The 21,787-nt window shown below is 72.3% G+C and carries 19 protein-coding genes and 1 pseudogene; 11 read left to right on the top strand and 9 right to left on the bottom strand.

Annotated elements, in window-relative coordinates; genetic code table 11:
* Positions 1 to 57: 57 nt before the first annotated feature.
* Positions 58 to 1,644 carry a phospholipase gene (locus ACIRSU_RS00655; protein ID WP_403787593.1) on the top strand — a complete coding sequence of 529 codons (1,587 nt, stop codon included), beginning with the start codon at positions 58 to 60 and terminating at the stop codon, positions 1,642 to 1,644.
* A gap of 16 nt (positions 1,645 to 1,660) precedes the next feature.
* On the opposite strand, the gene ACIRSU_RS00650 is transcribed toward ACIRSU_RS00655, so the two are convergent.
* A complete protein-coding gene (locus ACIRSU_RS00650; protein ID WP_403787590.1) occupies positions 1,661 to 2,884 on the bottom strand; it encodes an aromatic acid exporter family protein in 1,224 nt (407 codons plus the stop codon).
* A 272-nt stretch (positions 2,885 to 3,156) separates the two neighbouring features.
* A complete protein-coding gene (locus tag ACIRSU_RS00645; protein ID WP_403787587.1) occupies positions 3,157 to 4,560 on the bottom strand; it encodes a hypothetical protein in 1,404 nt (467 codons plus the stop codon).
* 438 nt (positions 4,561 to 4,998) lie between these two features.
* On the opposite strand from ACIRSU_RS00645, the gene ACIRSU_RS00640 reads away from it, so the two are divergent.
* The 4 genes from ACIRSU_RS00640 to ACIRSU_RS00625 all read left to right on the top strand — a co-directional run bounded on the left by ACIRSU_RS00640 (position 4,999) and on the right by ACIRSU_RS00625 (position 7,830).
* Positions 4,999 to 5,601, top strand: a complete 603-nt coding sequence (locus ACIRSU_RS00640) for a hypothetical protein (RefSeq protein WP_403787584.1) — start codon at positions 4,999 to 5,001, stop codon at positions 5,599 to 5,601.
* 860 nt (positions 5,602 to 6,461) lie between these two features.
* Positions 6,462 to 6,794: a metalloregulator ArsR/SmtB family transcription factor gene (locus tag ACIRSU_RS00635; RefSeq protein ID WP_403787581.1), complete on the top strand. Its 333-nt coding sequence runs from the start codon at positions 6,462 to 6,464 to the stop codon at positions 6,792 to 6,794.
* On the top strand, positions 6,791 to 7,519 hold the full coding sequence (locus ACIRSU_RS00630; protein ID WP_403787578.1) for a DUF2071 domain-containing protein: 729 nt from the start codon (positions 6,791 to 6,793) through the stop codon (positions 7,517 to 7,519). Before ACIRSU_RS00635 ends, ACIRSU_RS00630 begins: the two co-directional genes overlap by 4 nt.
* A 113-nt stretch (positions 7,520 to 7,632) precedes the next feature.
* Positions 7,633 to 7,830 carry a CsbD family protein gene (locus ACIRSU_RS00625; RefSeq protein WP_403787575.1) on the top strand — a complete coding sequence of 66 codons (198 nt, stop codon included), beginning with the start codon at positions 7,633 to 7,635 and terminating at the stop codon, positions 7,828 to 7,830.
* A 3-nt stretch (positions 7,831 to 7,833) separates the two neighbouring features.
* Here the strand turns inward: ACIRSU_RS00625 and ACIRSU_RS00620 are convergent, their stop codons facing one another.
* Positions 7,834 to 8,415, bottom strand: a complete 582-nt coding sequence (locus ACIRSU_RS00620) for a helix-turn-helix domain-containing protein (protein WP_403789360.1) — start codon at positions 8,413 to 8,415, stop codon at positions 7,834 to 7,836.
* A gap of 27 nt (positions 8,416 to 8,442) precedes the next feature.
* Positions 8,443 to 8,836, bottom strand: a pseudogene (locus tag ACIRSU_RS00615) (cupin domain-containing protein); the annotation flags it as partial.
* On the opposite strand from ACIRSU_RS00615, the gene ACIRSU_RS00610 reads away from it, so the two are divergent.
* Positions 8,723 to 9,076, top strand: a complete 354-nt coding sequence (locus ACIRSU_RS00610; RefSeq protein WP_403789410.1) for a hypothetical protein — start codon at positions 8,723 to 8,725, stop codon at positions 9,074 to 9,076. The pseudogene ACIRSU_RS00615 and the gene ACIRSU_RS00610 overlap by 114 nt on opposite strands.
* Before the next feature lie 76 nt (positions 9,077 to 9,152).
* Here ACIRSU_RS00610 and ACIRSU_RS00605 read toward each other — a convergent pair whose 3' ends face one another.
* Positions 9,153 to 10,571 (bottom strand): DEAD/DEAH box helicase, encoded by a 1,419-nt coding sequence (locus ACIRSU_RS00605; protein ID WP_403789359.1) that lies wholly within the window; start codon positions 10,569 to 10,571, stop codon positions 9,153 to 9,155.
* A gap of 259 nt (positions 10,572 to 10,830) precedes the next feature.
* Here ACIRSU_RS00605 and ACIRSU_RS00600 point away from each other — a divergent pair, with 259 nt between their 5' ends.
* Complete coding sequence (locus tag ACIRSU_RS00600) at positions 10,831 to 12,309, top strand: glutamate-cysteine ligase family protein (protein WP_403787572.1); 1,479 nt, start codon at positions 10,831 to 10,833, stop codon at positions 12,307 to 12,309.
* 227 nt (positions 12,310 to 12,536) lie between these two features.
* A complete protein-coding gene (locus tag ACIRSU_RS00595) occupies positions 12,537 to 13,928 on the top strand; it encodes an MFS transporter (RefSeq protein ID WP_403787569.1) in 1,392 nt (463 codons plus the stop codon).
* Positions 13,929 to 13,945: 17 nt separating this feature from the next.
* Here ACIRSU_RS00595 and ACIRSU_RS00590 read toward each other — a convergent pair whose 3' ends face one another.
* A complete protein-coding gene (locus ACIRSU_RS00590; RefSeq protein ID WP_403787566.1) occupies positions 13,946 to 15,793 on the bottom strand; it encodes a glycoside hydrolase family 15 protein in 1,848 nt (615 codons plus the stop codon).
* 604 nt (positions 15,794 to 16,397) lie between these two features.
* Between ACIRSU_RS00590 and ACIRSU_RS00585 the strand changes: the two genes are divergently transcribed.
* Complete coding sequence (locus ACIRSU_RS00585; protein ID WP_403787563.1) at positions 16,398 to 17,246, top strand: class I SAM-dependent methyltransferase; 849 nt, start codon at positions 16,398 to 16,400, stop codon at positions 17,244 to 17,246.
* Positions 17,247 to 17,354: 108 nt separating this feature from the next.
* Here the strand turns inward: ACIRSU_RS00585 and ACIRSU_RS00580 are convergent, their stop codons facing one another.
* Both ACIRSU_RS00580 and ACIRSU_RS00575 read right to left on the bottom strand, forming a co-directional pair.
* Positions 17,355 to 18,257, bottom strand: a complete 903-nt coding sequence (locus ACIRSU_RS00580; protein ID WP_403787560.1) for an aminoglycoside phosphotransferase family protein — start codon at positions 18,255 to 18,257, stop codon at positions 17,355 to 17,357.
* Between the two features lie 4 nt (positions 18,258 to 18,261).
* A complete protein-coding gene (locus tag ACIRSU_RS00575) occupies positions 18,262 to 18,405 on the bottom strand; it encodes a hypothetical protein (protein WP_403787557.1) in 144 nt (47 codons plus the stop codon).
* A gap of 225 nt (positions 18,406 to 18,630) precedes the next feature.
* Here ACIRSU_RS00575 and ACIRSU_RS00570 point away from each other — a divergent pair, with 225 nt between their 5' ends.
* Complete coding sequence (locus ACIRSU_RS00570; protein ID WP_403787554.1) at positions 18,631 to 19,608, top strand: hypothetical protein; 978 nt, start codon at positions 18,631 to 18,633, stop codon at positions 19,606 to 19,608.
* A gap of 138 nt (positions 19,609 to 19,746) precedes the next feature.
* On the opposite strand, the gene ACIRSU_RS00565 is transcribed toward ACIRSU_RS00570, so the two are convergent.
* A complete protein-coding gene (locus ACIRSU_RS00565) occupies positions 19,747 to 20,820 on the bottom strand; it encodes a GlxA family transcriptional regulator (protein ID WP_403787551.1) in 1,074 nt (357 codons plus the stop codon).
* Positions 20,821 to 20,894: 74 nt separating this feature from the next.
* Between ACIRSU_RS00565 and ACIRSU_RS00560 the strand changes: the two genes are divergently transcribed.
* Positions 20,895 to 21,710: a dienelactone hydrolase family protein gene (locus tag ACIRSU_RS00560; protein ID WP_403787548.1), complete on the top strand. Its 816-nt coding sequence runs from the start codon at positions 20,895 to 20,897 to the stop codon at positions 21,708 to 21,710.
* Positions 21,711 to 21,787 lie beyond the last annotated feature (77 nt).

Here is a 21,787-nt window from a genome sequence, read left to right as displayed (position 1 = left end):
TCGACGGCCCCGTTCGTGACGCCGTCGGCCCGAGCCACCCCCCAGCAAGGAACCACATTGGCCCGCTCCATCCGCACGACGGCCCTCCCTCTGGCCCTCTCCACCCTCCTGCTGTCCGCCGCCCCGGCGTTCGCCGACGCTCCCACCCCTCACCTCGACGCGGTGGAGCAGTCCCTGCGCCAGGTCTCACCGGGCCTGGAGGGCTCCGTGTGGGAGCGCACCGAGGGGAACCGGCTGGGCGCCTCCACCCCCGGCGCCGCCGACTGGCTGCTCCAGACCCCCGGATGCTGGGGCGACCCCGGCTGCGCCGACCGCCCCGGCTCCCGACGCCTGCTGGAGAAGGTGCGCGAGGACATCGCCGACGCCCGGCAGAGCGTGGACATATCCACGCTGGCCCCGTTCCCCAACGGCGCCTTCCAGGACGCGATCGTGGCCGGCCTGAAGGAGGCGACGCAGAAGGGCAACCGCCTGCAGGTCCGCATCCTGGTCGGCGCCGCCCCGGTCTACCACGCCAACGTCATCCCCTCCTCCTACCGCGACGAGCTGGTGAGCAGGCTCGGCCCGGCGGCCGCGAGCGTCACCCTCAACGTGGCCTCGATGACGACGTCGAAAACCGGTTTCTCCTGGAACCACTCCAAGCTCGTCGTGGTGGACGGGAGTTCGGTGATCACCGGCGGCATCAACAGCTGGAAGGACGACTACCTCGACACCACCCACCCGGTGAACGACGTCGACCTCGCGCTGTCCGGCCCGGCGGCAGGCTCCGCCGGCCGCTACCTCGACACGCTGTGGGACTGGACCTGCCGCAACAAGAGCAACTGGACCACCGTCTGGTTCGCCTCCTCCAACGGCGCGGGATGCCTGCCCACCCTGCCCCGGCCCGCCGCCCCGGCCGACGGAGGCGACGTCCCCGCCCTCGCGGTGGGCGGCCTCGGCGTCGGGATCCGGCAGAGCGACCCGTCCTCGGCCTTCCGGCCCGTCCTGCCGACGGCCTCCGACACCACCTGCGGATTCGGCGTCCACGACTACACCAACTCCGACCGCGACTACGACACCGTCAACCCGGAGGAGAGCGCCCTGCGGGCCCTCGTCGCGAGCGCGACCCGGCACGTCGAGATCTCGCAGCAGGACATGAACGCGACCTGCCCGCCGCTGCCCCGCTACGACATCCGCCTCTACGACACCCTCGCCGCCAAGCTCGCCGCCGGCGTGAAGGTGCGCATCGTCGTCAGCGACCCGGCCAACCGCGGCACCATCGGCAGCGGCGGCTACTCGCAGATCAAGTCCCTGTCCGAGGTGAGCGACGCCCTCCGTGGCCGCCTCCAGGCCCTCACCGGTGACGCGCCGAAGGCCAGGGCCGCGATGTGCGAGAACCTGCAGCTGGCGACCTTCCGCGCCTCCGACCAGCCGACGTGGGCGGACGGCAAGCCGTACGCCCAGCACCACAAGCTGGTCTCGGTCGACGACTCGGCCTTCTACATCGGCTCGAAGAACCTGTACCCCTCCTGGCTCCAGGACTTCGGCTACGTGATCGAAAGCCCCGCCGCCGCGCGCCGGCTGACGGACGGACTGCTCACGCCGCAGTGGACGTACTCGCAGGCGACCGCGACGTACGACTACACGCGCGGCGTGTGCCAGGGCTGACGCAGTACGGGCACGGTCAGCGCTCCGCCCGGGCACGCCCGGGCCGCGGGGCCATCCGGAGGCGCCGCTCTCGCCGCTCTTGCCGCTCGCGCGCGTGGCGGTCGAGTTCCTCCATGAGGCGGCGCCCCCGGTGTTCCGGGTCCAGTTCGTCGAGGACGCGGTCGAAGTCGGCGAGCAGGGCTCCGTACAGCTGCCAGTGGCCGGGCTCCCTCAGGGCCCCGGCCAGCAGCAGTTCGGCGGAGTGCGCCCGGAGGGCGCGAGCGGCGCGCAGCTCGCCCGCCAGCCGCGTCTCGGCCGCCTCGGCGGCCACGCTGTCCGGGGCCGTGACGAGGACGGCGTAGCTGACGAAGGCGTCGGCGGTGTGCTGCGCCGTCTCCTGCAGCGCGAGGGCGGTCGGACGCGGAAGCAGGGCCTCGCCGGCGCGCACCTTCGCCAGGTCGGTGACGCTGCGGGCCAGCACGCGCAGGACGACGGCGCAGATCTCCAGGGTGTCGAGCCCGGTGCGGAGCACGATGCGGTGCAGCAGGCCCTCCTTGACGCGCGGATTGAACCGCAGGCTGTCCTCGGCCGTGCGCAGCGCGGCGTCCACGTCGGCCACGTCGTTGTCGAGCCGCCGCGCCTCGTGCAGCCGGGCCGCCGCCCGCTCCACCGGCGGCGCACCGGCGAACTCCTCCGCCACGTCCAGCAGCAGCCTGCGCATCCGGCGGGCGAGGTCCTCGATCGAGTCGCCCGCCGTGTCCACCCAGACGGGTGGGGCCAGCAGCAGATTGAAGAGCAGCCCGACGACGGCGCCGATCAGTGTCTCCAGGACGCGGTCCCAGGCGGTGTGGGCGACCTGGGTGACGCCGAGCACCAGCATCGCGCTGATGGCGACCTCGGGGATGAACTCCTCGACCTTGACGAACCGCCCGACGACCAGTGAGGCCAGGATGACCAGGGCGAGACTCCACCAGGACAGCCCGACGATCGCACTGAACGCGATGGCGATGAGGACGCCGACGACGACGGAGTTGACCCGGCGCAGACTCGTGGTCAGCGTCGAATAGAGCGTCACCTGCACGACGAGCAGTGCGGTCAGCGGCGCGGTCAGCGGCGCCGGCTCACTGCTGAGCCAGAGCGCGACGAGGTACGACAGGGTCGCCGCCGCCGTGGACCGCAGCGTCTGCACGACGAACGGATCATGACGCAGCCGCCTCGCCAGGTCGGCGTACCGGGCGGCCGGTCCGCTGAACTCTGTCACCAGGCGCCTCCTGCCCTGCGGATGGAGAGTCCACACCGGTGACCACTCTCGCAGAAGGACGCGGAAGGATCCCGCAGGAGCGCGACTCGCGGGACCGACAGTCACAGCCGGGAGAACACGACCGCGTCGTAGCCGCGGTCATCGGCCGGGCTCGCGCCGCCACCCGCCGAGCGGAGGAGCCGGCATCGGCACTCGTCGATCGCCCTCCACCGCGGCCACGGGACGACGAAGGGCCCCGCGCGACGGCGCGGGACCCTCCGGGTCGGGTGAGGCTAGGCGCGCGGAGTGCAGGGATCGCAGCAGGCCGGGGCCGGTTCGACGCAGATGACCACCGAGTCGGTGTTGTCGGCCGGGTCCGGGTCCTTCTCGACGGCGGTGACCGAGGCCGTGTTCGTGATGCGGCCGGTCCTCGTCGCCTTCGCCCGTACGGTGAGCGTCGCGCGGGCGCCGTCGGCCAGTTCGCCGACCGCCCACTGTCCCGTACCGGGATCGTAGCCGCCACGGGAGGCGTCGGCGGAGAGGAACACGAGGCCAGCGGGGAGCCGGTCGGTGACGGTGACTCCGGTCGCCGCGCTGGGCCCGGCGTTGTGCACCGTCACGCGATAGCTCACCGTCTGCCCGACGGTCACCGCGGTGGCGTCGGCCGCCTTCGTGACGTCCAGGTCCGCCGCCGGCCGGACCTCGGTGACGGCCTCGTCGGACGTGGCCGTGAGCGACTCGGGGGTGGGACCGAGCCGGTTCTCGTACGCGGCGGTCGCCGTGTTGGTGACGCGCGTCCCGGCCGTCTCCAGACCGAGCACGACCCGGTACTCGACGGTCGTGCCGCGGGGCAGGGTCTCGGTGTTGGCCAGGCTCCCGCCCTGGGTGGCGGAGGCGTCGGTGCCCAGCCGGAAGACGACCGCGCGGGCGTCGGCGTCGTAGTGGGCCTGGTCGTCTCCGGAGCGGTCGGTCTTCACACCGGTGTTCGGACCGTCGATCACGCGCAGGGAGCCGGGCACGTACGTGGTGCCGGCGGGCAGGACGTCGGTCAGGGTGAGCCGCTCGGCGGCGCCGCCGCCCTCGTTCGTCGCGGTGATCCGGTACGTGACCACGTCACCGACGTCCAGCGGGCCGGCCGGGACGGCGGTCTTGGTGAGCACCACGTGCGGCGCGGTGCCGAAGAAGATCCCGTCGAGGAAGTTGCCGATCCCCTGGTTGCCACCCGCGGCCGAGACCGAGCGGAACGCGAACCGCGTGGTGGTCTGGCCGGCCGGGACGGTGTACGTGCCGGTGTAGTAGCCCCACGCCGTGTTGCCGTCGGTGAAGCTGCGCTGCTCGACCACGCCGCCCGGGGCGCCGATGTCCAGGGCCATGGTGTCCTGGCCCTGCCGGCCGCGGTGGTAGAGCCGCCAGTACAGCTTGGTGCCCGGCGTGGTCGGCAGGTCCTGGTAGAGCGTGGAGACCTGGTTGGCGTTGAGCTCGGCGAACTGCTCGCCCTCCGCCGACGGCACGCCGTTGAACCCGGAGTGCCATAACTCGATCATGTGGTCCGTCGCGGTGGTGAGCCAGCCCGGTACGTGCCGCGGGGCCTGCGCCTGGGAGGCGTCCGGGAGGAACGCCATGTCGGTGACGGACGGTTGCTCGAAGCTTCCGTTGACGAGGGCGACCCGCAGTGGGGCGGAGGGAGGTGTGCTCATGCTGATGTCTCCGGTCTGTCGACGGTGCACTGTCGCCCCGCGGCCCGTGACGCCCGCGATGCGGGCGGGGCAGGACGGCGGGGCGAGGAACGCTCCGTAGCTCACCGCCCGCCGCGGGGTCACGTACAGGGACGGCGAGGAGGTCCCGGCCACCCCGGCCCGAAGGGTTTGCGCGCGCCGGCACCCCGGCCTCAGCGCTGCCGGCCGCTCTCGTGCCCCTCGGAGCGCCTCGCCTCTTACTCGGATCACACCGCCCCCTCAGGCACCGCCTGCGCTGACCGGATGCCACCGGCGCCTGGCGAGGCGGCGCCACCCGACAGGGTGAATCAGAGGGCGGTGAGTTGACGTTCGACCCCGAGGTCGCCTCGGGGGAAACCTGGGGGTGCGTCAGGGCCGTCCCCGATGGCTCCGACCGCGTCCGGCGACCAAGATCATTCCATGACGATCACCACGCCCCAGTGGACCTGCTTCACCGTCGGTCCCCTCTGCATGACGGTCTACGGAGTCATCCGACTGACCGATGCCACCCATGGCCCCGGCTTCGCCTGGACCGTCGGTCACCTCGCACTGCTCGCGTCCGTACTCGCTTTCGTGCCGGTGCTGTGGCACCTGAGACGTTGGGCGATGGCGGGGCGCGGACCCGCGGCACGCCTGCTCGCCCGTGGCACGGCCGCGGCGGGTCTGCTCGGGGCGGCCGCGGCAGCCGCGCAGACGGTGATCGATCTGGTCGTCGGAGTCCTGTGCGCGGACCGTGAGGCCATGAACGTGATGTTCGAGGAGGTCAGAAACCACCCAGGCGTCACCCCTGCCGTCTACACGATCGGCCCGCTCCTCTTCTACGTGGGCCTCGTCCTGCTCACGGCCCAACTGGCGGCCTTCCGGAGGATCGCCTTCTGGCGCCCGCTCGTGGTGGTCGCGGGCATCGCCGTGACCGCGATGAGCCTGGATCTCCTGCCCCTGGGCGGCCTGTTGCTGCTGCTGGCCCTGGCACCCCTGGACCGGCAGCGGCGGCTCCCCATACCGGACGCGGTCTCGAGCTAGCGCCTCGTCGCCCCCAAGGACTCTCCTCGGTCTGCTCCTGGCGGGTCGTCCGGACACGAAGGGCTCGTCAGTCGATCATGACCGTGGCGGCCGGCAGGCCGCCCTACCGGACGGTCGCGAAGCCCGGCCGACCGGTACGCACCCCATCCGAAAGAAGCCCGACATGCCGCTCCCGCGCACCGAACCGCCCGCTTCCCCGGCCGACCTCGCAACCCCGAAGGGCCGTGTCTACGCGATGCTGGACACGGACGGCGACGGGGTCGCCTCCCGGCACGATGGGCGCCGCCCTGTACTGACCACCACTCGCCCGAGGCCCGAGGCCCGAGGCCCGACGCCCGCCGGTGGCTTGCGGGCGCCGGGCGCTGTCACTCCGGCGCCCAGCATCTGCCGCCGGTGGCGATGGCCGATCGTCTCGTAGCCGATCACCGTGACGAACGGGGCGAGCATCACCACGAGAAGACAGACCGCGGTCGCCACACCCGCCGCCGACAGCAGCACCGCCGTCGACGCCTCCGAGAAGCTCGCCGGACGAAGCGACCGTCCCCAACGCCTCACCGAGGTGAGCACGGGCAGGAGGAGTGGTGGGGCCGACCGGTGGATGGACGCCGTCACGAGGGGTCCTGGTGCTTGCGGGTGCGCATGAAGAGGTGCCACAGCAGTGCGAGGACGGGCTGGGCGACGAGCCACGCGCCGAGCAGCCACCCCCACCAGCTCACCGGCGGGACCCGCCCACGGCTGGAGCGGTCTGACGGTCGCAGCGGACGTCGTCGTGTCGGTTCATGGGGGCCTCAGCTCGCGCGGCAACTCCAGCAGGCAGAGCCTACTTGTTAGGCATTTAGCTAACATGCTAAATACTGAGCATGACAGAAGCTCAGGACGAGGCCGGAGCCTTCCGCGCCCTCGCCGATCCGACGAGGCGCCAGATACTCGAGGACCTCAGAGGCGGCGAACTCGCGGCCGGCGAGATCGCGGCGAGGTTCGCGATCAGCGCACCCTCCATCTCACGGCATCTCGGCGTCCTCAAGGGGGCCGGACTGGTCACCGAACGACGGGAGGGCAACCGGATTCTCTACACGCTGGCCGAGGATCGCCTGGCCACCAGCATCGGGCGGTTCCTCAGCGCCGTGTGCCCCGAGCAGATCGTGCTCCGCCACACCAAATGGCGCCCCGGGGCGCAGAGCGAGGATTCATGAGACATCCGCACCTGTCCAGCGTCGTCGAACGACGGCTGCTGGTGAACTACCGGGTCGCCCCCGATGCCGCGGCACGTCTGCTCCCCGGCCCACTGCGCCCGCAACTGGTGAACGGCCACGCGGTCGCGGGCGTTTGCCTGCTGCGCCTCGGAAGCGTCCGGCCCGCCTGGGCGCCCAAGGTGTTCGGACTGCGCAGCGAGAACGCGGCACACCGGATCGCCGTCGAGTGGGACGGACCGGACGGCGTCGAGACCGGCGTCTACATCCCACGGCGCGACACCGCCTCACCGCTCAACGTCTGGGCCGGAGGCCGCCTCTTCCCCGGCGAACACGGCCGCGCCGACTTCGACGTGCACGAGACGCCCGATCGGATCCGAGTCGCACTGAGGACACGGGACGGCGACACCCGGGTCGACGTCACCGTCGAGCCGGCCGACGAACTGTGCGACAGCGAGCTCTTCGCCGACCTCGCGGAGGCTTCCCGCTTCTTCCGGCTCGGGGCGAAGGGGTTCTCGGCCACCAGCTCCGGCAGCCACCTCGACGGCATGGAACTGCGCACCGACGCCTGGCACGTGGAAGCCGGCCGCGTCCGCTCCGCCACCTCGTCCTTCTTCGACGACCCGGACTGCTTCCCGCCGGGGAGCGCGACCCTGGACTGCGCTCTGGTCATGCGCGACGTCCCCGTCGACTGGCGGCCACTCCCGGCCATGGTCACCGAGGCCTGAGCCGCTCCTGAGCGCCCCGCGGACGGCAAGGGCACCGGACCGACAGGCGGAAACACCCGAGCGCTCCTAGTGTGGACGCCGTACCCGATCCAGCGACGAAGGGGACCGACACCATGGGCCGCAACGCCGCCATGGGCAAGGTCAGGGGCAGGATAAAGGAAGCCGTCGGCAAGCTCACCGGCAACGAACGCCTGCAGGCCGAGGGCCGGACCGACCAGGCGAAGGCAAAGGTGCGAGAGGTCGCCGAGAACGTCCGCGAACGCGCCGCGGGAGTCATGGACTCCCTCAAGCACCACGACCACCGCAAGTAGCGGTCAGCGGCCGACGCTTCCCTGCCGACCTGCATCCCGACACGTTCGCGCTTGCCGCCGAACGAGCTCGACGTGCCGTCGAGTTGGGCATGCCCGTCGCGTACACCCGCACCGGAAGGGCGGTGCCGGCCCCTGACGTGCTTCTGTCCCGGGCTCGGATGGGTGAGCTGGGCCCGGACCGCTCACCGCGGTTGATGGGCGCTGCGGTGGCGACTCGGCGGTGTTCCCTATTGACGGGTGAAGGCCGGGAGAAGGCCGACACCGAGGCGTAGCCGACGCTTCTGGCCACGGCCGGCAGCGCGTATCGGAGCCGTCACGGAGGCGCCGGCCGGCCAGTTCCAGGCGCCAGCGGGTGAGGTACGCCAGGGGTGACTCGCCGACGAGGTCCGTGAAGCGGCGGGAGAGCGTGGCGCGGGAGACGCCGACCCGGTGCGCCAGTTCCTCGACGGTCCACGGCCGGGCCGGGTCCTCGTCCAGGAGCGAGATGGCGGCGGCGATCTCCGGGTCGCGCAGGCCCAGGATCCAGGAGGCTCCGTGCTCGTCCCGGTCCGCGGTCCAGCGGCGCAGGATGTGGACGAACAGCACGTCGGTCAGCCGGTCGATGACCGTCTGGGAACCGGGCCGGGGTTCGGCGAGTTCGGCGGTGAGCATGCGCAGGGTGTCGGCGAGTTCGCTCCGCTCGGGCGTCTTGCCGTCGGTAGTGGGGAGCACCAGCACCGGTGGAAGAGTGAGCAGGGGGGGAGACGCGTCCGTCGAAGCGGTAGCCGCCGCAGATGATCCGGGTGCGGGGACCGGGGCCCGGGATGTGGATCTCCGACTCCCGGTGTCCGGGGCGGGCGGCCACGAGGTCGTCATAGGCGGCCGCCGGGCCGCTCGCGGCGTCGGACATGACGTGGCCGGCGCCGACGGGCAGCAGGACCAGGTCGCCGGTGGAGAGTCGGATCGGCTCGGTCCCCGGGCGGCGCAGCCGGCAGGAACCGCTGACGACGGTGTGGAAGACCGCGATCGGCAGCTTCGGGAACTCGATGCCCCAGGGTGCCGCCACGACGACCCCCTCGCCAATCTGGCCAGCCTCCGGCGCATGCTCGACCTGGGCCCCGAGCGGCTGCACGCAGGTCACGGCGGCATGCTGGACCCCGAACCGGTACGGCGGTGGGTGGCGAAGGAGCAACGACGACTGGAGCGACTGCAGGCGAAGGGACGGTTGCGGGTACGAGCGGATGGTGACGTTCCCGTCGAGGCCTGAGGGCCCGTCACCGCCAGGCGTCACCAAGGCCGTTGAAGGTCCGGGCGTCGCCCCGAAGCCACGCCCCGCGCCGAGCCTACGAGCCTCGTCGCACGCGGGCGGCCTTGCGGGCCTCGGCCGTGCGCCGTGCCTCGGCGGACTTCCGGGACTCGTTCTTGGCGCGGCCGGCCTTCCCCGGGACGGTGCCGATGCCACGGAAGGCCGCGCCGCGCCGGTCGCCGCCCGCGGAGGCGGGCTTGCCGGCCTCGGGGGCGCCGGAGGGCGTCCTGGCCCCGGTGATGCGTCGCAGCTCGGACTCGCCGGGGCGGACCTTGGTGATCCGGGGCCGGACGCCCGCGTCCGCGAGGAGCCGCGCCAGGTCACGGCGCTGCTCGGGCAGGGCCAGGGTGACGACGCTGCCGGAGGCCCCGGCCCGCGCCGTACGGCCGCCGCGGTGGAGGTAGTCCTTGGCGTCGGCGGGCGGGTCGACGTTGACGACGAGGTCGAGGTCGTCGACGTGGATGCCGCGGGCCGCGACGTTCGTGGCCACCAGGACGCTGACCGCGCCGGTCCTGAACCGCTCCAGGGTGTCGGTCCGCTGCGGCTGGGACTTGCCGCCGTGCAGCGCGGCGGCCCGTATCCCGCTGCCGACGAGGTGCCGGGTGAACCGGTCGACGGCGGCCTTCGTGTCCAGGAACATGATCACGCGCCCGTCGCGCGCGGCGATCTCCGTGGCGGTGGCGAACTTGTCGGCGCCGTGGACGTGCAGCACATGGTGCTCGACCTCGGACCCGGTCTCCTCGGTGAGGTCGACCGCGTGGACCACCGGGTCCTCCAGGTACCGGCGTACCAGCAGCTCGACGTCCCGGTCCAGCGTGGCCGAGAACAGCATCCGCTGCCCGCCGGGCCGTACCTGGTCGAGCAGCTCGGTCACCTGAGGCAGGAACCCCATGTCCGCCATCTGGTCGGCCTCGTCGAGGACCGCGATCTCCACCTGGTCGAGGCGGCAGTCCCTGCGCTCGACGAGGTCCCGCAGGCGGCCCGGAGTGGCGACGAGGACCTCGGCCCCGGCGCGCAGCTCGCCCGCCTGCCGACCCGACTGCAGACCGCCGACGACGGTGGCGACGCGCAGCCGCAGGGCCTGGGCGTACGGCGTGAGCGCCTCGGTGACCTGCTGGGCCAGCTCGCGTGTCGGTACGAGGACCAGCGCGAGCGGCTTCTTGGCGTCGGCGCGCCGGCCGGCCGTACGGGCCAGGAGCGCCAGCCCGAAGGCGAGCGTCTTGCCCGATCCCGTACGGCCCCGGCCCAGGACGTCGCGGCCCGCGAGGGCGCTGGGCAGGGTGGCGGACTGGATCGGGAACGGGGCGGTGACCCCCTCGGCGGCCAGCGTCGCCAGGACCGCCTCGGGCAGCTCCATGTCGTCGAAGCGCTCCGCGGCCGGGAGCGGCGGGGTGCCGGTGGTGCCGGTGAGATCGGCGAGGCCGGTGAGATCTCCCGTACGGGCCGAGCGGTTCATGAGTGCCATGCCTTCTTCGATGGGGTGCCCACCAAGGAAAGCACGGCGGGCACGGGCCGGCCGAATCCCCGGGACGGATCAGGACGATCATGTGACCGCCGTTTGCCCGGGTGGGAGCGGCTGCGGCCGTCCCCGTCGGTCGGCGGAAAGCCCGGCGGAACGCCGGGGCGGGCCCTCCGCTGGTCGCAGCGCGAGCCCGCCGGTGGCACGCTGAAGGTAAGGAGGAAGGATCCGTGCCGCCGAGCCCCGGGAGGATCCGATGGGACGTGACGTCCCGGCTCTGACGTTCACGCGTGACGACCGTCGCCGCTTCCGCGACAGGACGCACGCCTCCCTCGATGTCCTCGCCCGCATGCTGCGCGAGGCCCGCTTCGACGTCGAGCGGCCGCGGGTCGGCCTCGAGATCGAGCTGAACCTCGTCGACGAGACCTCCAGACCCGCCATGCGCAGCACGGAGGTCCTCGAGGTCATCGCCGACCCCGCCTGGTCGAGCGAGCTGGGCCGGTTCAACCTGGAGATCAACATCCCGCCCCGCCGTCTCACCGCGGGCGGCCCCGACACCTGGGAGGAGGAGATCCGCAACGCCCTGAACCACGCCGAGGCCAAGGCCGCCGCCATCGGCGCGCACCTGGTCATGATCGGGACCCTCCCGACCCTGGAGCGCGGGGACGCGAACCGCGCCGCGCTGTCCGAGAACCCGCGCTACCACCTCCTCAACGACCAGATCTTCGCCGCACGCGGCGAGGACCTCCTCATCGAGATCGACGGGGTGGAACGGCTGCGGACCTACGCGGACACCATCACGCCCGAAGCGGCCTGCACCAGCACCCAGTTCCACCTCCAGGTCGTGCCCGAGGAGTTCGCCGCCCACTGGAACGCCGCCCAGGCCATCGCCGGCGTCCAGGTCGCGCTCGCCGCGAACTCGCCCTTCCTCTTCGGCAAGGAACTGTGGAGCGAGACCCGCATCCCGCTGTTCGAACAGACCACGGACACCCGGCCCGACGAGATCAAGGCCCAGGGAGTTCGGCCCCGGGTGTGGTTCGGCGAACGCTGGATCACCAGCGTCTTCGACCTCTTCGAGGAGAACACCCGCTACTTCCCGGCGCTCCTGCCGCTCTGCGACGACGAGGACCCCGAGAAGACCCTCGACCGCGGCGAGATCCCCCACCTGGCCGAGCTCACCCTGCACAACGGCACCGTCTACCGCTGGAACCGTCCCGTCTACGCGGTCGTCGACGGCGTCCCGCACCTCCGCGTCGAGAACCGCGTGCTGCCCGCCGGACCCACGGTGGCCGACGTGATGTCGAACGGCGCCTTCTACTACGGTCTCGTCCGCGCCCTGGTCGACGAGGACCGGCCGGTGTGGAGCCGGATGTCCTTCGCGGCCGCCGAGGACAACCTGCACACGGCGGCACGACGCGGCATCGACGCCGAACTCTTCTGGCCCGGCACGGGCCAGGTGCCCGCGACCGAACTGGTCCTGCGCCGCCTCCTCCCGCTCGCCCACCGGGGCCTGGAGACCCTGGGCCTGAACACGAGCTGGCGCGAACCGCTGCTCGGCATCATCGAGCAGCGCTGCGTCTCCGCCCGCAACGGAGCCGTGTGGCAGTCGGAGATGTTCCACCACCTCCACGACATCGCCCACCTCGACCGGCCCGCCGCCCTGCGCCGGATGACCGCCCAGTACATCGACTTCATGCACCTCAACGCCCCGGTCCACACCTGGCCTGTGGAGTGACCGACCGCAAGCCGCCGAAGCGGTTGTCGCAGCCCTGACGAGGGTTGTTCCTCAACAGCCGCTCGCGCCGTTCCGAGGCCGGGCCTCCGGAGAGCTTCTGCGCGCCTTCGGGCCGAGGGGAGGCTGGCCGTGCGACGGTCGTGGCGGCGGTCGCTCTTCGTCAGCGCCGCGCTGCTGTGGACAGCATTTCTCGGTACACCGGACGTGGTGGATGGGCAGGTGGCGGCATGGCAGGGGCGGAGGCACGGCGGGTGCTTGCTCCGCTGGCATTGGCGCAGTTCATCTGCAGCTTCGCCGGATCGAACATGAACGTGATGATCAATGACATCAGCGAGGACCTGGACACCACGGTGCAGGGTGTGCAGGTCGCGATCACGCTCTTCCTGCTGGTGATGGCAGCGCTGATGATCCCGGGCGGGAAGCTGACCGACAAATGGGGACGCAAGCGCTGCCTGCTGGCGGGTCTCGTGATCTACGGGGTGGGGGCGGTGCTCAGTGCGGCCGCGCCGGGGCTGGGCGTGCTGATCATCGGGAACTCGATCCTGGAGGGCGTGGGCACGGCGCTGCTGATTCCGCCGGTCTACATCCTGACCACCCTGCTGTTCACCGACACGGCGTCCCGGGCGCGCGCGTTCGGCGCGATCATGGCGATGGGCGGGATCGGGGCGGCCGCCGGTCCGCTGATCGGCGGCCTGATCACGAGCGCCATCAGCTGGCGGGCCGCGTTCGTGTTCCAGGCGCTTGTCATCGTGGTCATCGTGGTGCTCAGCCGCAAGCTCGCCGATCCGCTGCCGCCCGACCCTGCCCGGCCTTTCGACACGGTCGGGGCGGTGCTGTCGGCGGCGGGTCTGGTGTTGCTGGTGACGGGCATCCTGGCCGTCGACAACAACGGCTGGCTGGCTCTGAGCCTGTTGCTGGCCGGTGCGCTGGTACTGGCCGGCTTCTTCGGCTGGGTGCGCGGCCGCGAGCGCAACGGCCGGGAGGCGCTGCTGTCGACGGATCTGTTCCGTAACCGCACCTCCAACCTGGGCCTGGTCACCCAGAACACGCAGTGGCTGATGCTGATGGGCGTCTCGTTCACCGTCGCCGCCTACCTGCAGGTCGTCCGCGGCTACGACGCGATCGAGACCGGCGTCATCTTCACCGCCGCGACCCTGGGCATCCTCGCTTCCTCGCTGGCCGCCGAGAAGCTGGCCCGGCGCCGTGCCCAGCGAACCCTCATCATGGCGGGCTTCGTCGTGACGATCGCGGGCATCGCCGCGTTGTTGGCGCTGGTCGCCTGGAAGCCCGGCGCCTGGGCGTTCGCCCCCGGCCTGTTGCTGATCGGCCTGGGCCTGGGGGTGATGCTCACCCCGTCGGTGAACGTGGTCCAGTCGTGCTTCCCCGAAACACAGCAGGGCGAGATCTCCGGCCTGTCCCGCAGCGTCTCCAACCTCGGCTCCTCGCTCGGCACGGCCGTGGCGGGCACGATCCTGGTGGCAGGACTCAGCAAGGGCGCGTACGCGGCGGCGATGGCGGCGCTCGCGGTCGCCGGCGTGGGCGGGTTGGTCGCCGCGGCCCTGCTGCCGCGCACCGGCCGACCGCCCGCCGCCGCAGCCAGGACGGCGCCACGGCGGTAACCCACGCCGGTGCACCGTCAGCCGGTCATGCCCTCGGCGCGGTCGAGCTCCTCGTCCAGGGCGATGGCAGCGTCGATCAGGGCCAAATGGGTGAAGGCTTGCGGGAAGTTGCCCAGCTGCTCACCGGAAGGGCCGATCTCTTCAGCGAACAGGCCCACGTGGTTGGCGTAGGTGAGCATCTTGGAGAAGGCATAGCGGGCCTGGCTGAGGCGTCCGGCCCGGGCGAGCGCCTCCACATACAGGAAGCTGCACAGGTTGAAGGTGCCCTCGGAGCCGCGCAGGCCGTCGGGGGAGGCCGCGGGGTCGTAGCGGTAGACGAGGCTGTCGCTGACGAGTTCTTCGTCCATCGCGTCGAGGGTGGTCAGCCAGTCGGGGTCGGTGGGGGTGAGGAAGCCGACCTTGGGCATCAGGAGCAGGGAGGCGTCGAGGACGTCGGTGTCGTAGTGCTGGACGAACGCCCGCCGTTCTTCGCTCCAGCCGTGTTCGACGATCTGCTGCAGGACGGCGTCGCGTGCGCCGAGCCAGCGGGTGACGTCGCCGGGGCGGGAGTGGGCGGTGGCCAGTTTGACGGCGCGGTCGAAGGCGACCCAGGTCATCAGGCGGCTGTAGGTGAAGTTCTGGCGGCCTCCGCGGGTCTCCCAGATGCCCTCGTCCGGGCGGTCCCAGTTCTCTACCAGCCAGTCGATGAGGCGGGTGAAGTCGCGCCAGCCGCTCAGGCCGCCGATGTCCTCGGCCTGTGCGAGGGCGTAGGCGGCCTCACCGTAGATGTCGAGCTGAATCTGGTCGGCGGCCGCGTTTCCGGCCCGTACCGGGGCGGATCGGCGGTAGCCCTCCAGATGGTCCAGGACTTCCTCCGTCAGGTGTGGTTCCCCGTCCACGCGGTACATGATCTGCAGCGGCTCGCCGGAGGCGGTGCCGCCGGCGTCCAGGCGGTCGCGCAGCCACTGGCGGAAGGCGTTCGCCTCCGTGGTGAAGCCGAGGTCGATCAGAGACCGGACCGACAGGGAGGCGTCGCGGACCCAGGTGTAACGGTAGTCCCAGTTGCGTTCCCCGCCGACCTGTTCGGGCAGCCCCATGGTCGCTGCGGCGATCGGGGCGCCGGTGGGGGCGTAGGTAAGGAGCTTGAGCGTGATGGCGGATCGGGTGACCATCTCGTGCCAGCGGCCGCGGTAGCGGGAGGCCCGGAGCCAGTTGAGCCAGAACGCGCTGCACGCCTCGAAAGCGTCGAGGACCGCCTCGATGGAGGGTGTGGCACCGCCGGGACGGCCACTGAGAGCGCCCGCCGTACCGGTTTCGCTGGTGAGGACGACCGCGGCCCGTTCCCCCGCCTGCAGGGTGAAACGGGCGGAGACGTCGGTGCCGTCCGGGTGCAGGGTGATCGGCGCGGTGACCTGCAGGTGCAGGTCCGTGCCGGGACCGCGGAACAGCATCGACCCGTCGTCCAGGCGCGTGAGGTCGTGCGGTGCGCGGCCGTAGTCGAAACGGGGCCGGCAGATGAGCTCGAAGGGCAAGCTGCCGCGCACCACCCGCACGGCCCGGAACAGCCGGTGTCGTGCCGACGGCGTCGTCGACGGATCGGGCGGCATGAAGTCGACGACTTCGCCGACACCGCTCGGTGCCATGAAACGAGTGATGAGGATCGCGGTGTCGGGGAGGTAGAGCTGGCGGACGGTCGCGTCGTCGCCGACATCGGCCGCGAGACGGCAATGGCCTCCGCGGTCGCTGTCGAGCAGCGAGGCGAACACGGCGGGGGCATCGAACCGGGGTGTGCACCACCAGTCCACGGTGCCGTCGGCGGCGATCAGCGCCGCCGTCTGCAGGTCGCCGACGATGCCGTGGTCCGCGATCGGGGGGTAGTCCTTCACAGCGCCTCCTCGGCTGCGGCAGTGCAGGGCGCACAGGGTCCTCGCACCAGCGCGATCCCACGGAAGGTCGCGTGGTGTGGTGGACGGCGTTGCCGCCACGGCCAAGCGTCGGCCGTTGTGCCCATCATCGCGACATCGGGCGGCCCCAGCCACTCGTGGCCGCAGCGCCTTCCACAGGCCGCGCCGTCGGCTGGCGGGGCCGTCGTGAGGAGCCGGGAATCACCCGGCACTACGGTACGGTCGAGCGCCGGGTGTGCACGGCGTCCAGGAGACGGACCCTGGCCGAAGCGGACGGGCCGACCGCGAGGACAGCCCCGCGCCGTGCGAATTACGCGGGGCCGCCTACAGAAGCACCCATCGGGGGTGTCAACGCGACGGTACGGCGCGCGGTGGAGGCGTGCATGTCGGGCCGCCGCGCCCGACGTCGGCGACGACCGCGTCAACTCAGGTCCAACTTCCAGCCGTACCCTTCGACGTTCCTCCACCCTGCTCGTAGTTCCAGGACGGGTGCCCCGGCGTCAGCTGCGGGGAGGACCGCCGGCGGGTGGCGTACGGCCCGCGAGCCTGCGAGCCCCACCGGCACCCCGTGGGAGATCGTGGCGGGATGACGGAACAGCGGTTCGGCGCGTGGGTAGCCGGTGACGCCTACGAGCGGTACATGGGGCGGTGGAGCCGCCTGGTCGCGGAGGAGTTCGTGGCGTGGCTCAGCGCCGACGACGGTCTGCGGTGGCTGGACGTGGGGTGCGGTACAGGTGCGCTGACCAGCACGGTGGCTGTCCGGTGCCGACCCGTGACGGTGGTCGGACTCGACCGGTCCGCCGGGTTCGTGGCCTCGGCCAGGGCGGCCGCCCCCGCGCCGGCCCGCTTCGCGGTGGCCGACGCGCTGTCGCTGCCACTGCGCGACGAAGCGTGTGACGCGGCGGTGAGCGGGCTGGCGCTCAACTTCCTCCCTGAACCCGTCGCGGCCGTGACCGAGGCGGCCCGGGTGGTGAGGCACGGCGGGCTCGTCGCCGCGTATGTGTGGGACTACTCCGCGGGCATGGAGTTTCTGCGCTGCTTCTGGGATGCGGCGGCCGTCGTGGATCCTTCGGCGGCCGCGCTGGACGAGGGCCGCCGATTTCCCGTATGCCGTCCCGAACCGCTGCGTGCGGCGTGGGCGGAGGCGGGGCTGACCGATGTTGCGGTCGCCCCGATCGAGGTGCCCACTGTCTTCGCCGTCTTCGAGGACCTCTGGGAGCCGTTCCTGGCCGGCCAGGGCCCCGCCCCCGGTTACGTCGCCGGTCTCGCTCCGGCTGCGCGGGACCGCCTGCGCGACGCGCTCAGGCGGACCGTGCCCGTCAGGCCGGACGGGTCGATCGCGCTCACGGCTCGGGCCTGGGCTGTGCGGGGAAGACGGCCGGGCCTACGTGAGCGGGCCCGGCGACGCGGCGAGAGGCGTGAGACACGCGTATGAAACGGAGGTCCGGGCGTCTCCGTCCGTCTTCGGTCACCACGGCATTCTGGACCGGATTCTGGACCGGCCAGGTCGGCCGCCGAGCAACACGAGAGGTCTGCCGGCGTCCTAGATCGATGCCAGCACCCGGTCAAGCGCGGCACGGCCCGCGGGTCCCCATGTGGGTTTGCCGCCTGGCAGGCCCCGTTCCCCGGCTCGGCCGATGAGGATGAGGGCGAGGCTCTTCGCGGCAGCCAACCCCCGTGCGCGCCGGATCGTCGCCTGGTCCGCGTCCGCGTACGCGTCGAAGAACCGCGCAGCCGCTCCCGCCGGGAGGAGAACCCAGGCAGCCGCGAGATCGACCGCCGGGTCGCCGGCGCACATGTCACCGAAGTCGACCACGCCCGAGAGCGTGCCATCGGAGACGACGACGTTCGCCGGGTGAAGGTCGCCGTGCAGCCATACGGGCGGGCCCGCCCAACCGGGAGCCGCGACGGCCTCGTCCCAGATGGCGCGGACCTTCCGGAGTTCAGCGGTGGCGCCTCCGAAGGCGACCTCGACTTCCGCGAGCCCCTCGTCGAAACCGTCCGAGAGCGTTGCGAGGGGAACGCCGCGATCACGACTGACCGGCGCGTCTGCCGGCGCCGTCACATGGAGCGCCTTGAGGAAGCCCGCCAAGGTGTCGGCAGCGCTGTCGTGGCTGATGGGGGCGCGATCCGCAGGCTCACCGGGGACCCACGTGGCGATGGTCCAGGGCTGCGGGAAGCGTGCGGACGGTTCACCGATCCGGATCGGGGTCGGGACCGGGAGGGGCAGGCGCGGGGCCAGGGCGGGAAGCCACCGGTACTCCTTGCGCAGGAGGGACGGCGCACGCTCAGAACGAGGCATGCGGACCGCCAACCCGTCCCCGAGACGCCACAGTCGGCTGTCCCAACCGCCGGCCACCTCACGCAGGTCAAGTCCCGCGAGGTCCGGATGCTGCTCACGTACAAGAGAGCGCACCAGGTTCTCATCTATAGCGAAGTCGTCCATGACGTCACCCAACCATCGACACACCTTCCTTGTCCGGGGCGGCGCGGCAGCAGAGGATCCAGGTGCCCTGGGCCGCGAGCGAGGTGTCGGCCGGCTGCTGGTTGATGCCGAGGACCTCGCCCGAGGGGATCGGGGCGGCGGCGGTCACCGCGATCGCGGAGAGGTCATCGGGCCCTGCGGGAGGGTCGGCTGGGTCGGGTCGGTCGCCATGCTCGCTCCTGGCGGAAGCCGAATGGGACCGTACGCCGTGCCGGTCCGGGTGGCTTGGGGAAAGGGCGCCAGGCGGGCCGAGTGGGTGATCAGGCCGGGCATCCGGCGGAGCGGGGTCCCGCGCGGCCCTGCCCGGGCGGCTTGTGCCGCGCACAGTGGAACCGTGGATGTCGACAAGGTCGAGGCGGAGCTGTACGGGCTGAAGCCCGGCGACTTCGTCGCGGCGCGGGACGCGTACGTCGCCGAGGCTCGCAAGGCGAAGGACCCAGCGGCCGCCAAGGCGATCGCCGCGCTGCGCCGGCCCGCCCTCGCGGCGTGGGTCGCCAACCTGCTCGCCTGTCGGCGGCCTGAGGAAGTGCGGCAGTTCCTGGTGCTGGGGGAAACACTGCGGGAGGCGCATCGGATGCTCGACGCCGAACAGCTGCGGACGGCGAGCAGGCAGCGGCATCAGCTCGTCGCCACGCTCGCCCGTACGGCCGCGGCCTTGGCCGGCGAGGCCGGGCAGCCGGTGAGTGACACGGTGCTGAGCGAGGTCGAGCAGACCCTTCAGGGAGTGCTCGCCCACGCGGACGTCGCCGAGCTGTGGGCGAAGGGCCGGCTGGCCAAGGTGCCGGAGGCCGCGGTCGACTTCGCCGCCGTCGCCCCGGAGGTTGCGCCCGTCCGCGTGGCGGCCCCGGTCGAGCAGTCGACGCCGAAGGAGCGGCCTGCCCGCGCCGCGGCGCTGATCGAGCAGCCGATGTCGAAGCAGAAGCCGGCCCACGCGGCGACGCCGGCCACACAGCCGACACCGAAGCCGAAGGAGAAGCCGAGCCGCGCGGAGGAACAGCGGCTGCGCGATCTCGAACGGGCTCGTACGGCGGTGGCGGAGGCCGACGCCGACGTCGTCCGGCACGAGCGGGAGCTCGGCGAGGCGCACCAGGCACAGCGCGCCGCGGCGGCGAAGGCGAAAGAAGTGGCCGAGCAGGTTCGCCGTCTGGAGCACGAGCTGCAGGAGGCACGACAGGCCGAACTCGACCAGGACGCGGCCGCGGCGAAGGCCGGCGCGGAGGCGAAGGCCGCGGAGCGTGCCCTGGAGCGGGCGCGCCGACTGGCCGAGCGGGCCCGCCGTGAGGTCGAACGGCTGGAGCGACAAGCGGGGTGAGGGCCGGCTCCCTCCACCGGAGAGCGGGTTGCCGCCTTTGCCGGTGGTCGCGTCCGGGTGCCCGGACCACGGCCACCATGCCGGCGTCCGTGGGGCGGCGCGGGGACGGGCGTACGGAGCGCGGCGCGACTGGAGGGCTCACGGGCCCTCCGTACCGCGGAAGTCTGCGGCGCCAGTGCCAGTGCCAGTGCCAGTACCAGCGTCCGCGGCCGTGTCCGCGGCCGTGTCGGCGCCCGCGTCGGCGCTCCCGCTACGGCGGAAGACCGCGCGGTACGTGCTCGGAGAGTGGCCCGTGTGCCGGCTGAAGAGCGTCGTGAAGGTGCCCGGATCGCGGTAGCCGACGCACGTGGCGATGGCAGCGACCGTGCGGTCGGTGGTCTCCAGCAGATGGCGGGCGCGGCGGACGCGCGAGGACTGGAGGTGGGCGAGCGGGGTGCGGCCGGTCTCGGCCGAGAAGCGGCGCAGCAGGGTCCGGGTGCTGACGCCGAAGGCGGCGGCGAGAGAAGCGAGGTCGTAGCGGGCGGCGAGGTGCTGGTCGAGGTGGCGCATCACCCGCTCGGAGAAGGCGCGCCCGGGCTGCGGGAGGAGCCGGGCGTCGACGTACGGCGTCTGGGAGGTGCGCGCGTCGTCGACGAGGGCGAGCCGGGCGGTCGTACGGGCCACACGGGGCCCGCCGTGCCGGCGGATCAGGTCCAGGGCGAAGTCGTACATGGCGCTGAAGGCGGCCGTCGTCGTCACCCCCGTGTCGGTGACGACGAGTTCTCCGGGGCGGACGTCGGTGGCCGGGCGGCGGCGGGCCAGGGCGTCCGCGTGGAGCCAGGAGGTCGTGGCGCGGCGCCCGTCGAGCAGCCCGGCGTCGCCGAGCAGGAAGGCGCCGACGCAGAGCGAGACGACGGCGGTGCCCGCGGCGAAGTGCGCGCGGATCGCGGCGATCTCGGGGCCGAGTGCGCCGAGCCGGGCGTCGAGGTCGGCGTCCGGCAGCAGCTCGAAGCCCGGTACGACGAGGACGTCGACCTCACGCAGCGGGCCGACGTCCAGCCGCGCGCCGCCGGAGGCGGTGACCCGGCGGCGCGGCGAGACGATCGCCACCTGATACCCGGGCCCGTCGGGCCCCGCGACGTGTGCGGCCATCGTCAACAGGTCCGGCACGCCGAAGACTTCGGATCCGAAGCAGCCCGGATACGCCAGGACACCGATCCGCAGTGCGCTCATGATGGCGAGATTACCCGTGAACCTGGCGATCTCGCCCCTCACCGGACCCTCGCTCGACGGGCGACGCTGTGCCCATGACTCCTTCCGCCGACGATCCGATCGACGACTTCACCCACCGGCTCACCGAGGTGGACGGCGTGGTGAAGACGGTCCACACGGCCGGTTCCGGGCCCGCCGTCGTCGTCCTGCCCGAGATGCCCGGCATCAGTCCCGACGTGCTGCGCCTCGCGCGCTGGGTGCGGGACGCGGGCTTCACCGTCCACGTGCCCTCCCTCTTCGGGACCGACGGCGCGTTCCCCACGGTCGAGGGCGGTGGGGAGGTGGTCCGGCGGGCGTGCGTCAGTGCGGAGTTCCGGGCGTTCGCCGGGGGTGGGACGAGTCCGGTCGCGGCCTGGCTGCGCGGTCTGGCGCGCCGGGCACACGCCGAGTGCGGCGGCCCGGGCGTGGGCGCGATCGGACTGTGCTTCACCGGCAACTTCGCCCTCACCATGGCCCTGGATCCGGCCGTGATCGCACCCGTCGTCAACCATCCCTCCCTGCCGCTCGACGACCCCGGCGGGCTCGAACTCGACGAGGCGGACGCGCGGGCGATCCGGGAGCGGGTGGCCCGCGACGGACTGACCGTCCTCTCCTACCGCTTCGAGGGCGACCGCTGGTGCACGGGCCACCGCTTCGCCGCGTACCGCGCGCTGCTCGGCGACGCCTTCGACGGCCGTGTCCTCCCGGACAGCGCGGCGAACCCCGAGCCACCGCCGTTCTTCGCCGAGCTGGTCGGCACGCCGCACAGCGTCGTCACCGCCCATCTCGTCGACGAGGCCGGCCATCCCACCGTCCGGGCCCGGGACGAGATCCTGGCCTTCCTGGCCGACCGCCTGCTTCCGACGGTGTAGGGCCTCGCGGCTTCGTGGCGTGGGCCGGGCGGCCGGCAGCCTTCACGCCGGCCCCAGCAGCCGCAGGTGCGAGCCCC

Source organism: Streptomyces sp. NPDC101160 (genome assembly GCF_044768205.1).
Lineage (GTDB): Bacteria > Actinomycetota > Actinomycetes > Streptomycetales > Streptomycetaceae > Streptomyces.
This window is presented reverse-complemented; position numbering and strand designations above follow the sequence as displayed.

Bases quoted from the DNA above. Each gene is read 5' to 3' on its own strand.
- ACIRSU_RS00645 (WP_403787587.1), bottom strand. From the start codon at position 4,560: ATGAGCACACCTCCCTCCGCCCCACTGCGGGTCGCCCTCGTCAACGGA.
- ACIRSU_RS00640 (WP_403787584.1), top strand. From the start codon at position 4,999: ATGACGATCACCACGCCCCAGTGGACCTGCTTCACCGTCGGTCCCCTC.
- ACIRSU_RS00635 (WP_403787581.1), top strand. From the start codon at position 6,462: ATGACAGAAGCTCAGGACGAGGCCGGAGCCTTCCGCGCCCTCGCCGAT.
- ACIRSU_RS00630 (WP_403787578.1), top strand. From the start codon at position 6,791: ATGAGACATCCGCACCTGTCCAGCGTCGTCGAACGACGGCTGCTGGTG.
- ACIRSU_RS00625 (WP_403787575.1), top strand. From the start codon at position 7,633: ATGGGCCGCAACGCCGCCATGGGCAAGGTCAGGGGCAGGATAAAGGAA.
- ACIRSU_RS00605 (WP_403789359.1), bottom strand. From the start codon at position 10,571: ATGAACCGCTCGGCCCGTACGGGAGATCTCACCGGCCTCGCCGATCTC.
- ACIRSU_RS00600 (WP_403787572.1), top strand. From the start codon at position 10,831: ATGGGACGTGACGTCCCGGCTCTGACGTTCACGCGTGACGACCGTCGC.
- ACIRSU_RS00595 (WP_403787569.1), top strand. From the start codon at position 12,537: ATGGCAGGGGCGGAGGCACGGCGGGTGCTTGCTCCGCTGGCATTGGCG.
- ACIRSU_RS00585 (WP_403787563.1), top strand. From the start codon at position 16,398: ATGACGGAACAGCGGTTCGGCGCGTGGGTAGCCGGTGACGCCTACGAG.
- ACIRSU_RS00580 (WP_403787560.1), bottom strand. From the start codon at position 18,257: ATGGACGACTTCGCTATAGATGAGAACCTGGTGCGCTCTCTTGTACGT.
- ACIRSU_RS00565 (WP_403787551.1), bottom strand. From the start codon at position 20,820: ATGAGCGCACTGCGGATCGGTGTCCTGGCGTATCCGGGCTGCTTCGGA.
- ACIRSU_RS00560 (WP_403787548.1), top strand. From the start codon at position 20,895: ATGACTCCTTCCGCCGACGATCCGATCGACGACTTCACCCACCGGCTC.